The sequence below is a fragment of the Micrococcus sp. HG099 genome (assembly GCF_024723355.1).
GTDB lineage: Bacteria > Actinomycetota > Actinomycetes > Actinomycetales > Micrococcaceae > Micrococcus > Micrococcus endophyticus.
In genome coordinates, this window is sequence record NZ_JANQCJ010000057.1 from 1 (window position 1) to 13,523 (window position 13,523).

Sequence of the window (13,523 nt, forward strand, 5' to 3'; positions counted from 1 at the left end):
CCGCCCCGCCGGTCCCGCCCAGCCGCCCGCCGGCTCCACCGTGGTCCCGTTCCCGGGGCGCAGCGTGCGCCGGCGGCGGGCCGTGCGATGGGCGGTCGCGGGCGCCGTCGCCGCCCTGCTGGGTGCGCTGGCGTGGGTCCTGCTCTTCTCGCCGGTGCTCGCCGTGGACGAGGTGGACGTGACCGGCACCCGGCACGTCTCCGCCGAGGCCGTGCAGGAGCGCCTGGCGCCCCTGCACGGGGTGCCGCTGCCGCGGGTGGGCTCCTCGGCCGTGCGCGAGCTGGTCGGAGACCTTCCCGGCGTGGCCGAGGTCCGCGTCGTCGCCCACCCGCCGACCCGCGTGGAGGCGGCCGTCCGGGAGCACGAGGCGCGCGCCCGCCGGGACGGGGAGGCCGGCGTCGACCTTCTCCTGGACGACGGCACCGTGCTGGCCGGAGTCCCGGTGGAGCGGGTCGAGGAGGAGTCGCTGCCGGAGTTCTCCGAGGAGCTGGCCGCCGGTCCGCGCCGGGATCGCGAGGAGGTCGCCGCCGTGCTGGCGGGCCTGCCCGCGCCGGTGGCCGCGCGGGTCGAGAGCGTGGACTCGGGCGGGGTCGGGCAGGTGCGGCTGGGGCTGCGGGACGGGGTGGTCCTCGTATGGGGCGACGCCAAGGACGCGGAGCTCAAGGGCACGGTCGCGACCGCGTTCCTGGAGGACGAGCGGCACGGCTCGCGCGCCGGCGGCGTCCGAGAGGTCGACGTCTCGGTGCCGACGCGTCCGATCACGCGCTGAGGCCGCCGACGGACCCGCGGAAACCCTCAGGTCGAAGGTGAGGGTGAAGGTTTGCACCGCCGCTCGCCGGACGTGTCGAGGCGGGCCCGGCCCGTGGGGCAGGCTGCAACCCTCACGTGAAGGTCTAGGGTCGACCGTCATCCTTCCGCGTGGACACGCCGTTTTCTTTGCACACGGACCGGCCGTGCCACTACGGTGGTCCTCGAACGCGCGCGAGGCTTGCTTCACGCTGTGCTTGAAGGTGCCCGCGCGACGCGGGCGCCGATCGTCGAGGCGAGGCGCCTCGCGCTGACCTCATGGATTCCGAGCAAAGGGAATGGACACCGTGGCTGCACCCCAGAACTACCTGGCCGTCATCAAGGTCGTCGGCATCGGCGGCGGCGGCGTCAACGCCGTGAACCGCATGATCGAGGTGGGGCTCCGCGGCGTGGAGTTCATCGCCATCAACACGGACGCGCAGGCGCTGCTGATGTCGGACGCGGACGTGAAGCTGGACGTGGGCCGCGAGCTCACCCGCGGCCTGGGCGCCGGTGCCAACCCCGAGGTGGGCCGCCAGGCCGCCGAGGACCACGCCGAGGAGATCGAGGAGGTCCTGCGCGGGGCGGACATGGTCTTCGTCACCGCCGGCGAGGGCGGCGGCACCGGCACCGGCGGCGCGCCCGTCGTGGCCCGCATCGCCCGCTCGCTCGGCGCGCTGACCATCGGCGTCGTCACCCGTCCGTTCACGTTCGAGGGCCGCCGCCGCGCAGGCTCGGCCGAGGCCGGCATCGACGCGCTGCGCGACGAGGTCGACACCCTGATCGTCATCCCGAACGACCGCTTGCTCTCCATCTCGGACCGCAACGTGTCCGTCATGGACGCCTTCCGCCAGGCGGACCAGGTGCTCCTCTCGGGCGTGCAGGGCATCACCGACCTCATCACCACCCCGGGCCTGATCAACCTCGACTTCGCGGACGTGAAGTCCGTCATGCAGGGCGCCGGCTCCGCCCTCATGGGCATCGGCCACGCCCAGGGCGAGGACCGCGCCGTCAAGGCCGCCGAGCTGGCGATCGCCTCGCCGCTGCTCGAGGCCTCCATCGACGGCGCCTACGGCGTGCTGCTCTCCATCCAGGGCGGCTCCGACCTCGGCCTCTTCGAGATCAACGAGGCCGCCCGCCTGGTCCAGGAGGTCGCGCACCCCGAGGCCAACATCATCTTCGGCGCCGTCATCGACGACGCCCTGGGCGACGAGGTCCGCGTGACCGTCATCGCGGCCGGCTTCGACAAGGTCGACGCCACCTCCGCCCCCGCCTCGCCGCAGGCCGGGCAGTTCCAGCAGGCCCCGCAGCGCCCCGCGCAGCAGGCCCAGCCGCAGCAGCAGGCGCCCGCGCCGCAGCAGCACCAGGCGCAGCCCGCGCAGCAGGAGCAGCCGCAGCAGGTCCGGCCGCAGTCCGTCCGCGGCACCGTGCCGCTGGCGCCGCAGCAGCCGCAGCAGGCCGAGCAGCGCCGCCAGCAGGACCTGCCCACCGTGGTGGAGCCGGACCTCGGCGCCGGGTCCTCGGACCTGGACGTCCCGGACTTCCTGAAGTGACGGCCGCGGAGGGGCCGGTCGGGACCGTGCCGGTCCCGGCCGGCCCCTTCGTGCACCGGGAGGCCGTCGCCACGGCCGGCGGGACCGTGCACGTGGCCTGGTCGGGCGTGGCCGCCGGCAACCTGGGCCTGCACGTGGTGGCCGACGAGGACGCGGCGGGCCGCCGCGCGGTGGGCGAGGCCCGGCGCGGCCTCGAGCGGGCCATGGGCGTGCCCGAGGGCTCGACCCTCTACCTGGACCAGGTGCACTCCGCCGACGCGGTGTGGGCCGACGGCCCCGGCTGGGGCGAGGAGGCCGGGCCGACGGCCGACGCCGCCGTGAGCCGTGACGGGGGCCGCGCCCTCGCGGTGATGGTCGCGGACTGCCTGCCCGTCGTCCTCGTGGACGAGGCCACCGGCGCGACCGCGGTGGCCCACGCCGGGCGCCGCGGCCTGCTCGACGGCGTCCTCGAGGCCACCGTGGACCGCCTCCTGTCCCTGCGCCCCGCGGACCAACGCGACGCCCCCGGCCTGCGGGCCTGGATCGGCCCGGGCGTGTGCGGGAGGTGCTACGAGGTGCCCGAGCAGATGCGCGCCGAGGCGGCCGAGCGCGTGCCCGTCACGGCCGCGACCACCGCGTGGGGCACCCCCGGCCTCGACCTGCCGGCCGGTGCCGTCGCGATCCTGCGCGGGCGCGGCGCCGACGTCGCCGTCGTCCAGGCCTGCACCCTGGAGGACGAGCGCCTGTTCTCCCACCGGCGCGCCCCCGGGCAGGGGCGGTTCGCCGGCCTCGTCTGGCGCGCGGACGAGGACGCATCGACCCCGACAGGAGCGGCATGAGCACCCCGGAGCAGCACACGACCCCCCACGACGCGGCGGCCGAGACCCGCACGCGGGAGATCGCCGCCGGGCTGGCGGCCGTGCGCGAGCGGATCGCCCGCGCCGCCCGCGAGGCCGGCCGTGCCGACGAGCCCGCGCTCGTGGTGGTGACCAAGACCCACCCGGCCGAGGACGTCGTGCGCCTGGCCGGGCTGGGCGTCGCCGCGGTGGGGGAGAACCGCGACCAGGAGGCGCGGCCGAAGGCGGCCGCCGTCGCCGAGGCCCTGGGCGACGCCGCCCCCCGCTGGCACTTCATCGGCCAGCTACAGACCAACAAGGCCAAGCACGCCGCGCGCTACGCGTCGGTCGTGGAGTCCGTGGACCGCCCCGAGCTCGCCGAGGCCCTCTCGCGGGCGCTCGTGCTGCGCCGGGAGCGGGAGCCTGGCGTCGAGGTCCCCGACCTCGAGTGCCTCGTGCAGGTGGACGTGGACGACCGCGCCGACGAGGACCGGCCGGAGGGCATCGGCCCCCGCGGCGGAGCGGCCCCCGAGGACGTCCCCGCGCTGGCCGCCGCGATCGCGGCGCTGCCCGGACTGCGCCTGGGCGGGCTGATGTGCGTCGCTCCGCGCGGCCTCGACCCCGAGGCCTCCTTCCGCCGGCTCGCCGCCCTCGGCGAGGAGCTGCGCCGCGCGCACCCGGACGCCTCGACCCTGTCCATGGGGATGAGCGCGGACCTCGAGGGCGCGGTCCGGGCGGGGGCGACACAGGTGCGGGTCGGATCCGACGTCCTGGGGGCCCGCCCCGCAGTGGGCTAGCCTGGACCCCGCGCGTCCCCGCGGGACGCGCCCGGACCGTGCGGACGCACACGCACCGAGGACGAACGACGGCGGCCCCTGGCAGTGGGGGCCCGAGGACGTGGCGAAGGAAGATCCATGGCTGGTGCCCTGAAGAAGACGATGATCTACCTCGGCCTCGCCGACGGCGAGGAGTACGACGAGCAGCAGCGCGCCGCCGAGCGCGACGCCGCCGAGCGGCGGGACGTCGTCGAGGCGCGCCGTGCCGCGGAGCCCGACACCGACCCGAGCATGGAGCCGGTGCGCTCCGCGACCGTCGTGCGCCCCGAGCGCGTCGAGCGCGCCGAGTCCCCGGCGCCGTCCGGGTCCACCGCGGCCGCGCCCGCCGAGCCGGCCGAGCTCCGGCGCCCCTCCCGTCCCGAGCCGGTCGACCCGGGCTACCGGGCCCCGGTCACCCCCATCAAGCGAGCCGCCGCGTCGTCGGCCGAAGGAGCCCCCGTGAGCACCCTCTCCACCGTCCACCCCCGCTCCTACAACGACGCGAAGGCGATCGGCGAGGCGTTCCGCTCCGGCATGCCCGTGATCATGAACGTCACGGAGCTCGGCGAGAACGAGGCCAAGCGCCTCGTGGACTTCGCGGCCGGCCTCGTGTTCGGCCTGCACGGCTCGATCTCCCGGATCACCAGCAAGGTGTTCCTGCTCACCCCCGCCAACGTGGACGTGGTGGGCGCGGAGCAGGGCGACGCCGAGGAGTCCGGCGACCCCTACGACGGCGACTGAGGCGCCCGTGCAGCTGATCCTCGCCCTCGTCTACATCGTCCTCACCGTCGTGCTGGCGGCCCTGACGGTGCGGATCGTCCTGGACGTCACCCAGTCCTTCGCCCGCCGCTGGCGGCCGACCGGCGCCGCCCTCGTGGCGGCCAGCGCCGTGTACGCGGTCACCGACCCGCTCATGCGACCCGTGCGCCGGGCCGTGCCCCCCGTCAACCTCGGCGGGATCGGCCTCGACGTGGCCTTCCTCGTGGTCTTCCTCGGCGTGGTGCTGCTGCGCGTGCTCGTCCTGGTGCTCGCCGGAAACCTCTGAGCCTCCCCGGCGGCCTCCGCGCCCCCGAGCGCGCCGACCCCCGGTGATAGTCTTCGGCTCGAGAGCCGCGACGCCCTGCGGGGCGCGGCGCGCTCGAACGTCGCGCCACCCCCGTACCGGCGCGCCGAGGCCCTGAGACGAAGAGGGAGACGGATCCATGGCGCTGTCCTGGGAAGACGTGGTGAACAAGCAGTTCCAGCCCACGAAGTTCCGCGAGGGATACGACCAGGGCGAGGTGGACGACTTCCTCGACGAGATCGTGGGGGAGCTCAAGCGCCTCCAGGGGCTCAACGAGCAGCTGACGGCCGAGAATGAGGCCCTCCGCGCCGGCGGCGCCGTCCCGGCCGCCGAGGCCGCCTCGGACGCCGACGCCGCGGTGGACGCCCCCGTGGCCGACGCGGACGCCGCCGCCGTGGTCGATGCCGGGCAGTCGCCCGCCCCTGCCGCGCTCGCCGACGCCGAGCCCGGCCTCGAGGTTGAGCCGACCCCGTCCTCCGCCGACCCGGCCAGCGCCTCGGCCGCCGGCGTGCTGGCGATGGCCCAGCGCGTCCACGACGAGCACGTGGCCGCCGGCGAGCAGCGCCGCGACGAGCTGATCTCCGAGGCCGAGGCCCGGGCCGAGGCCCTGGTGGCCGAGGCCGAGGAGACCCGGACCCGCACGCTGGAGGAGCTCGCCGCGGACAAGGCCGGCCTGGAGGCCGAGGTCGAGCAGCTGCGCGGCTTCGAGACCGACTACCGCAGCCGTCTGACCGCGTACATCGAGGGCCAGCTGCGCGAGATCCGCTCCCAGGAGCGGGTCGAGCCGGCCCAGCGTCCCGCGTGAGCGCCGCCGTCGAGGCCCCGGCACCGGCCGCAGGCCCGGGCGCGCGCCGCCGGGCCGTGCTGGCCGCGCTGCTCGTGGCCGTGCTCGCCTACGCCCTGGACCAGCTCATCAAGCTCTGGGTGGAGACCACCATGGAGCTGGGCGACTCCGTCACGGTGGTGCCCGGCCTGCTGCGCTGGCACTACATCCTCAACCCGGGCGCCGCGTTCTCGATCGGCGAGGACCACACCTGGGTGTTCACCGTCATCCAGGCGGTCGTCGCGGTGGCCGCCGTCGTCGGCATCGTCCGGGCGCGCTCCCTGCCCTGGGCCCTGGCCCTCGGCGGGCTCGCCGGCGGCGTCCTCGGCAACCTGACCGACCGGCTGTTCCGGCCGCCGTCGTTCGGCCAGGGGCACGTGGTGGACATGATCTCCGTGCCCCGCTTCGCCGTGTTCAACGTGGCCGACTCGTTCATCGTGTGCTCCATCCTGGCGATCGCGTTCCTGGTGATGACCGGGCGGCGCCTCGACGGCACGCGCGAGGCGTGAGCGGCATGGAGCCGATCCCCGGCGCCACCGCGCGCATCGAGGTGACCCCGGACCGGGCCGGGCGCCGGGCCGACGCCGTCCTGGCCGAGGTGCTGGGCCTGTCCCGGTCGGCCCTGGCGGACTGGTTCTCCCGGGGCTTGGTGCGCGCGGAGTCCCGCACGGGACGCCGGGACCGAGTCCTGTCCAAGTCCGCGAAGGCGGTGGCGGGGGAGGTCCTCGCCGTCGACGTCCCGGACGACCCCGACCCCCTGGAAGTGAGGGCTGAGCGAGTGGACGCACTGAGGATCCTGCACGAGGACGAGCACCTGATCGCCGTGGACAAGCCCACCGGGGTGGCCGCGCACCCCTCGCCGGGCTGGGCGGGCCCCACCGTGGTCGGCGCCCTCGCCGCGCTCGGGCACGACATCTCCACCTCGGGCGCGCCCGAGCGGCAGGGGATCGTGCACCGGCTCGACGTCGGCACCACCGGCGTGATGGTCGTGGCCAAGACGGAGCAGGCCTACGCCGCCCTGAAGGACCAGTTCCGCCGGCGGGTGCCGGAGAAGGTCTACCACGCCCTCGTCCAGGGCATCCCGGACCCCCTGAGCGGCACGGTGGACGCGCCCATCGGCCGCCACCCGGGGCACCACTGGAAGTTCGCCGTGCTCGACGGCGGCCGCCCCTCGGTCACCCACTACGAGACCCTCGAGGTGTTCGGCCGGGCCACGCTGCTGGAGGTCCACCTCGAGACGGGCCGCACCCACCAGATCCGCGTGCACACCTCGGCGCTGCGCCACCCGTGCGTCGGCGACCTCACCTATGGGGCGGACCCCCGCCTCGCCGCCGAGCTGGGCCTGACCCGCCAGTGGCTGCACGCCCACCGCCTCTCCTTCCCCCATCCCGTCACGGGGGAGCCGGTCTCCGTGACCTCCGAGCACCCGGACGACCTGGCCCACGCCCTGGCGCGCCTGCGCGGCGACGGGTCCTGACCTGCCCCCGTCCCGGGCCGGGCCGGCGGCGGGCGCGGGGGCCGCGGCTCCCAGGCGCGCCGAGTACGCTGGTCCGGCCTCGCCGTCCACCCCGCCGAAAGGTCCCGCCCGCATGACCGTGTCCGCCGACGCCCGCGCCGACGCCATGAAGGACGGCGGCTTCGTCCACCTCCACACGCACACCGAGTATTCGATGCTCGACGGCGCCGCGAAGCTGGACGACCTCTTCGCCGAGGCCGAGCGCCTCGGCATGGACTCGCTGGCGATCACGGACCACGGGTACCTGTTCGGCGCCTACGACTTCTGGTCCAAGGCCAAGTCCGCGGGGATCCGGCCGATCATCGGCCTCGAGGCCTACGTCACGCCGGGCCACCAGCACCGCACGGACAAGGAGAAGACCCGCTGGGGCGAGCCCCACCAGCGCGGGGACGACGTCTCCGGCGGCGGCGCCTACACCCACATGACGCTGCTGAGCGAGAACACCGCCGGCATGCACAACCTGTTCCGGATGAGCTCGATCGCCTCGCTGGACTCGGTCTACGCGAAGTGGCCGCGCCTGGACCGCGAGCTGCTCAGCCAGTACTCCTCGGGGCTGATCGCCACCACCGGCTGCCCCTCCGGCGAGGTCCAGACCCGCCTGCGCCTGGGCCAGTACGACGAGGCCGTGGCGGCCGCCGCCGAGTTCCGGGACATCTTCGGGAAGGACAACTACTACTGCGAGATCATGCACCACGGCCTCGACATCGAGCGCCGGGTCATGACGGACCTGCGCCGGCTGGCCAAGGACCTGGGCCTGCCGTTCGTGGCCACGAACGACCTGCACTACACGCACGAGCACGACGCTAAGGCGCACGAGGCCCTGCTGGCCCTGCAGTCCGGCTCCAAGCTCAACGAGCCCAGCTACGACCAGGGCGGCTCCCGCTTCGCGTTCTCGGGCACCGAGTACTACCTGAAGTCCCCGCGGCAGATGCGCGAGCTGTTCGCCGAGCTGCCCGAGGCCTGCGACAACACGCTGCTGATCGCCGAGCGCTGCGACGTCGAGTTCGACACCAAGGCCAACTACATGCCCGTCTTCCCCACCCCGGAGGGCGAGGACGAGACCAGCTGGCTCATCAAGGAGGTCGCCTCGGGCCTGGCCTACCGCTACCCGGACGGCGTGCCGGACCACGTGCGCAAGCAGGCCGACTACGAGCTGGACGTCATCATCTCGATGGGCTTCCCCGGCTACTTCCTCGTGGTGGCCGACTTCATCAACTGGGCCAAGGAGAACGGGATCCGCGTGGGCCCGGGCCGCGGCTCGGGCGCCGGCTCGATGGTGGCCTACGCCCTGCGCATCACGGACCTGGACCCGCTCAAGCACGGCCTGATCTTCGAGCGCTTCCTCAACCCGGACCGCGTGTCCATGCCCGACTTCGACGTCGACTTCGACGATCGCCGCCGCCCCGAGGTGATCGACTACGTCACCCGCAAGTACGGCGACGAGCGCGTCACCATGATCGTCACCTACGGCACGATCAAGACGAAGCAGGCGCTGAAGGACTCCGCGCGCGTGATGGACCAGCCCTTCTCCCTGGGCGAGTCCCTCACGAAGGCGCTGCCGCCGGCGGTGATGGCCAAGGACATCCCGCTCAAGGACATCGAGGACCCGGCCGCCCCCCGCTACGGGGAGGCCGCGCCCTTCCGCGAGCTGATCGCCACGGACCCGGTGGCCAAGGAGGTCTTCGAGACCGCCAAGGGCCTCGAGGGGCTGAAGCGGCAGTGGGGCGTGCACGCGGCCGGCGTGATCATGTCCTCGGAGCCGGTGATCGACGTCATCCCGATCATGCGCCGCCTGCAGGACGGCCAGGTGATCACCCAGTTCGACTACCCGATGGCGGAGTCGCTGGGCCTGATCAAGATGGACTTCCTGGGCCTGCGCAACCTCACGATCATCTCGGACGCGATCGAGAACGTGAAGGCCAACCAGGGGGTCGAGTTGGACCTCGAGACCCTGGACGTGGACGACGCCGCCTCGTACGACCTGCTGGCCCGCGGCGACACGCTCGGCGTGTTCCAGCTCGACGGCGGCCCGATGCGCTCGCTGCTGAAGATGATGCGCCCGGACAACTTCGAGGACATCTCGGCGACCATCGCGCTCTACCGCCCCGGCCCCATGGGCGCGAACTCCCACACGAACTACGCGCTGCGCAAGAACGGGCAGCAGGAGATCACCCCGATCCACCCGGAGCTCGAGGAGCCGCTGCGGGAGATCCTGGACACCACGTACGGCCTGATCGTGTACCAGGAGCAGGTCATGGCGATCGCCCAGAAGGTGGCCGGGTACTCGCTCGGCCAGGCGGACATCCTGCGCCGCGCCATGGGTAAGAAGAAGAAGTCCGAGCTGGACAAGCAGTACGAGGCGTTCCATCAGGGCATGCTGGACCGCGGCTACTCCGAGGCGGCGGTGAAGGCACTGTGGGACATCCTGCTGCCGTTCTCGGACTACGCGTTCAACAAGGCCCACTCGGCGGCCTACGGCCTCGTCTCCTACTGGACGGCGTACCTCAAGGCGCACTACCCGGCCGAGTACATGGCGGCGCTGCTCACCTCGGTGGGCGACGACAAGGACAAGCTCGCCATGTACCTCAACGAGTGCCGCCACATGGGCATCACCGTGTTGCCCCCGGACGTGAACGAGTCGCACCTGACCTTCACCCCGGTGGGCCGGGACATCCGCTTCGGCATGGGCGCGGTGCGCAACGTGGGCGCGAACGTGGTCAAGGGCATGGTCCAGGGCCGCGAGGACAAGGGCGCCTACACCGGGTTCGGCGACTTCCTGGCCAAGGTGCCGCTCGTGGTCTGCAACAAGCGCACCATCGAGTCGATGATCAAGGCCGGCGCCTTCGACTCCCTCGGCTACGCCCGCCGGGCGCTGCTGGCCGTGCACGAGGAGGCCGTGGACGCCACGGTTTCGCAGAAGCGCAAGGAGGACCACGGCGAGTTCACGTTCGACCTGTTCGCCCTCGGCGGGCCGCAGGAGGACGAGTCGGACGCCGCGGACGGCGTCACGGTGCCGGACCTGCCGGAGTGGGCCAAGAAGGAGAAGCTCGCGTACGAGCGCGAGATGCTCGGCCTCTACGTCTCGGACCACCCCCTGCAGGGCTTGGACGGGGTCCTGGCCCAGCACGCGGACACCCAGATCACCCGGGTCCTCGACGACGACGGGCCCGCGGACGGCTCGCAGGTCACCATCGCGGGGCTCATCACCACGCTGGAGCGCCGGATCGCGAAGTCCTCGGGCAACGCGTACGCGCGCTGCGAGATCGAGGACCTCGGCGGCTCGATGGACGTGATGTTCTTCGGCCAGGTCTACGCGCCGATCGCGATGATGCTGGCCGAGGACCTCGTCGTCGCCGTGAAGGGCCGCGTGCAGCGGCGCGACGACGGCTCCGTCTCGCTCTCGGCCATGGAGCTGACCATCCCGGAGCTCTCGGACGGCCCGGGCGGGCCCGTGCGCATCTCGATGCCCTCGTTCAAGGCCACCGAGCAGGTCGTGGGCCAGCTCGCCGACGTGCTGCGCACCCACGAGGGCTCCTCCGAGGTGCGGCTGTCCCTCGTGGGCCAGCGCGGCACGCAGGAGTTCCAGCTGGGCCCGCAGTTCCGGGTGAACCCGAACCCGGCGCTCTTCGGGGACCTGAAGATCCTGCTGGGCCCGGCCTGCCTGTCCTGAGCGGACGTAGCATGGGGGTGCCCGGCCGAGAAGGAGAGAGCTGATGCACTGCCCGTTCTGCCGCCACGAGGACTCCCGCGTGGTGGACTCGCGCTCGCTCGAGGACGGCTCGGCCATCCGGCGGCGCCGCCAGTGCCAGTCCTGCGGGAAGCGGTTCACCACCATGGAGACCACGGCGCTGACCGTGGTGAAGCGCTCCGGGGTGGCCGAGCCCTTCGACCGCTCCAAGGTGATCAACGGCGTCCGCAAGGCGTGCCAGGGCCGGCCCGTCACGAGCGACGACCTCGCCATGCTCGCCCAGGAGGTGGAGGAGACGGTCCGCGCCTCCGGCAACGCCGAGGTGGACGCCCACGACGTGGGACTGGCGATCCTGGACCCCCTGCGCCGGCTCGACCAGGTGGCGTTCCTGCGCTTCGCGTCCGTGTACCGGGACTTCGAGTCCCTCGACGACTTCGCCGACGCCATCGCGGAGCTGCGCGCCGGCACGGACGAGCGCGGCCGCCCCGCCGTGCAGCCGCGTCTGTTCGGCCGCTGACCTGGGACGATGCGCCGCCGCCGGCGGTCTCGGATCTGCGGTGGTGCCGGCGGCGATCACCGGCTACAGTGTTCGTCGGGGAACGTCCTGGTGACGTCCCCCACAGACTGCCGAGGGCGGTTCCGGAGGGGAAGCCGGATCCGCCCTCGGTGCGTCTGCGCCCGGTCTCCGGTCGACCGTCCGGTCCCGGGCCCGGCGGGGCTCAGCGCGCGTCGGCGAGCGAGTCGTGCGCCGCGAGGGCGGCGCCCACGATGCCGGCGTTGTTGCGCAACTGCGCCGGGACGATCGGGGTGCGCAGGCTCAGCAGGGGCAGGTAGTCGTCCGGGCGTTTGGAGATGCCCCCGCCCACGATGAACAGGTCGGGGGAGAAGATCCGCTCCACGTGGGAGAAGAAGCGCTGCAGGCGCTGCGCGTACTCCGCCCAGCTCAGGTCCTCGCGCTCGCGGGCCTTCGCCGAGGCGCGGGTCTCCGCCATCACGCCGTCGAGCTCCAGGGAGCCGACCTCGAAGTTCGGGACGAGGACGCCGTCGTGCACCATGGCCCCACCGATGCCGGTGCCCAGGGTGATCACGAGCACCAGCCCGGACACGCCGCGGCCGGCGCCGTAGCGGGCCTCGGCGAGGCCCGCGGCGTCGGCGTCGTTGACCACGCGGACGGGGCGGCGCAGGTGCTCCTCGAAGGCGGCCTTGAGGTCCGTGCCGATCCACGAGGGGTCGATGTTGTTCGCGGACAGGCAGACCCCGTCCTTGACGATCGAGGGGAAGCACACGCCCAGCGGCGCGGTCGGCGCCGGGGCCTTGTCCCGCGCGTCGAGCTCGGCGGTGATGGCCGCGAGCGTCGCGGCCACCGGCTCGGGCATGGCCGGCTGGGGGGTCGGGATCCGGAAGCGGTCCCCGCGCAGGGTCCCCGACTTCGGCCCGGAGCCGAGGCGGACGAGGCCGCCCTTCATGCCGGTGCCGCCGACGTCGATGCCGATCGTCGTAGGGTACTTCGGGGACTGCGGGGCGGGGCTGGTGTGCGTCGTCACGGCCCCCAGCTTAGTGCCGTGTCACGGCAGCGTGAGAATCTCCGCGCCGTCGTCCGTGACCACGAGCGTGTGCTCGAACTGCGCGGTGCGCCGACGGTCGCGGGTCACCACGGTCCAGCCGTCCTCCCACTGGTCCCAGTCGATCGTGCCGAGGGTGAGCATCGGCTCGATGGTGAACACCATGCCGGGCACGAGCAGGCGGTCGTGGGCGGGCGCCGCGTCGTAGTGCGGGATCACGAGCCCGGAGTGGAACTCCACGCCCACGCCGTGGCCGATGAAGTCGCGGACCACGCCGTAGCCGAACCGCTTGGCGTAGGACTCGATGGCGCGGCCGATCACGTTGACCTGGCGGCCGGGCTTGACGGCCCGGATGCCGCGCATCAGGGCCTCCTCGGTACGCTCCACGAGCAGGCGGGACTCCTCGTCCACGTCGCCCACGAGGTAGGTGCGGTTGTGGTCGCCGTGGACGCCGTCGAGGTAGGCGGTGATGTCCAGGTTGACGATGTCCCCGTCCTCCAGGACGGTGCCGTCCGGGATGCCGTGGCAGATGACCTCGTTGAGGGAGGTGCAGATGGAGCGCGGGAAGCCGCGGTAGCCCAGGCACGAGGGGTAGGCGCCGTGCTCGACCAGGTAGGCGTGGGCGATCCGGTCCAGCTCGTCCGTGGTCACGCCGGGGCGGATGCGGGCGGCGGTGTGCTCCATGGCGCGGGCGGCCAGGCGGCCCGCGGCCCGGATCCGCTCGATCCCGGCCGCGTCGTAGACGTCCGAGGCGTTGCCCTCGTCCGCGGTCGCCCGGCCCACGTACTCCGGGCGGGGGATCGCGGCCGGCACAGGCGGGGCCGGCGAGGGCGCGCCCGGGGTCAGCGTCCCGACGGGGGCCAGCGACCCCGGCTGCGGTGCGGCCGGGCCCTCGGGGCGGG

At 73.5% G+C, this 13,523-nt stretch carries 13 protein-coding genes; 11 read left to right on the forward strand and 2 right to left on the reverse strand.

Features of this window, described 5'->3' with window-relative positions; all coding sequences use genetic code 11:
- From NWP10_RS06585 to nrdR, 11 genes are all read left to right on the forward strand, one after another.
- Positions 1–769: FtsQ-type POTRA domain-containing protein (locus NWP10_RS06585; protein WP_309137705.1), on the forward strand; the 769-nt coding region annotated here is incomplete at its 5' end.
- A 325-nt stretch (positions 770–1,094) separates the two neighbouring features.
- Entirely contained in the window at positions 1,095–2,339 is a 1,245-nt protein-coding gene (ftsZ, locus tag NWP10_RS06590) for a cell division protein FtsZ (protein ID WP_258300299.1), read from the forward strand.
- The gene (locus NWP10_RS06595; protein ID WP_258300300.1) at positions 2,336–3,157 is read left to right on the forward strand and encodes a polyphenol oxidase family protein; all 822 of its coding nucleotides are present in this window, start codon (positions 2,336–2,338) and stop codon (positions 3,155–3,157) included. Before ftsZ ends, NWP10_RS06595 begins: the two co-directional genes overlap by 4 nt.
- Positions 3,154–3,951: a YggS family pyridoxal phosphate-dependent enzyme gene (locus NWP10_RS06600; protein ID WP_258300301.1), complete on the forward strand. Its 798-nt coding sequence runs from the start codon at positions 3,154–3,156 to the stop codon at positions 3,949–3,951. The genes NWP10_RS06595 and NWP10_RS06600 overlap by 4 nt, the downstream gene beginning before the upstream one ends.
- Positions 3,952–4,068: 117 nt before the next feature.
- Positions 4,069–4,710 carry a cell division protein SepF gene (locus NWP10_RS06605; RefSeq protein WP_017488918.1) on the forward strand — a complete coding sequence of 214 codons (642 nt, stop codon included), beginning with the start codon at positions 4,069–4,071 and terminating at the stop codon, positions 4,708–4,710.
- 7 nt (positions 4,711–4,717) lie between these two features.
- Entirely contained in the window at positions 4,718–5,014 is a 297-nt protein-coding gene (locus tag NWP10_RS06610; protein ID WP_017488917.1) for a YggT family protein, read from the forward strand.
- 157 nt (positions 5,015–5,171) lie between these two features.
- Entirely contained in the window at positions 5,172–5,837 is a 666-nt protein-coding gene (locus tag NWP10_RS06615; protein ID WP_258300302.1) for a DivIVA domain-containing protein, read from the forward strand.
- Between the two features lie 56 nt (positions 5,838–5,893).
- Positions 5,894–6,364, forward strand: a complete 471-nt coding sequence (lspA, locus tag NWP10_RS06620) for a signal peptidase II (protein WP_309137707.1) — start codon at positions 5,894–5,896, stop codon at positions 6,362–6,364.
- Positions 6,365–6,369: 5 nt separating this feature from the next.
- Entirely contained in the window at positions 6,370–7,332 is a 963-nt protein-coding gene (locus NWP10_RS06625; protein WP_258300304.1) for an RluA family pseudouridine synthase, read from the forward strand.
- Positions 7,333–7,444: 112 nt separating this feature from the next.
- Positions 7,445–11,041, forward strand: a complete 3,597-nt coding sequence (gene dnaE, locus NWP10_RS06630; protein WP_258300305.1) for a DNA polymerase III subunit alpha — start codon at positions 7,445–7,447, stop codon at positions 11,039–11,041.
- A 43-nt stretch (positions 11,042–11,084) separates the two neighbouring features.
- Positions 11,085–11,576 (forward strand): transcriptional regulator NrdR, encoded by a 492-nt coding sequence (gene nrdR, locus NWP10_RS06635; protein ID WP_258300306.1) that lies wholly within the window; start codon positions 11,085–11,087, stop codon positions 11,574–11,576.
- Between the two features lie 202 nt (positions 11,577–11,778).
- On the opposite strand, the gene ppgK is transcribed toward nrdR, so the two are convergent.
- Both ppgK and map read right to left on the reverse strand, forming a co-directional pair.
- Positions 11,779–12,603, reverse strand: coding sequence for a polyphosphate--glucose phosphotransferase (gene ppgK / locus NWP10_RS06640; RefSeq protein WP_017488224.1), 825 nt, complete (start codon positions 12,601–12,603; stop codon positions 11,779–11,781).
- A gap of 21 nt (positions 12,604–12,624) precedes the next feature.
- Positions 12,625–13,523, reverse strand: an 899-nt coding sequence (gene map, locus NWP10_RS06645) for a type I methionyl aminopeptidase (RefSeq protein WP_309137706.1), incomplete at its 5' end; no start/stop codon positions are given.

Bases quoted from the DNA above. Each gene is read 5' to 3' on its own strand.
- NWP10_RS06600 (WP_258300301.1), top strand. From the start codon at position 3,154: ATGAGCACCCCGGAGCAGCACACGACCCCCCACGACGCGGCGGCCGAG.
- NWP10_RS06605 (WP_017488918.1), top strand. From the start codon at position 4,069: ATGGCTGGTGCCCTGAAGAAGACGATGATCTACCTCGGCCTCGCCGAC.
- NWP10_RS06615 (WP_258300302.1), top strand. From the start codon at position 5,172: ATGGCGCTGTCCTGGGAAGACGTGGTGAACAAGCAGTTCCAGCCCACG.
- NWP10_RS06625 (WP_258300304.1), top strand. From the start codon at position 6,370: ATGGAGCCGATCCCCGGCGCCACCGCGCGCATCGAGGTGACCCCGGAC.
- dnaE (WP_258300305.1), top strand. From the start codon at position 7,445: ATGACCGTGTCCGCCGACGCCCGCGCCGACGCCATGAAGGACGGCGGC.
- nrdR (WP_258300306.1), top strand. From the start codon at position 11,085: ATGCACTGCCCGTTCTGCCGCCACGAGGACTCCCGCGTGGTGGACTCG.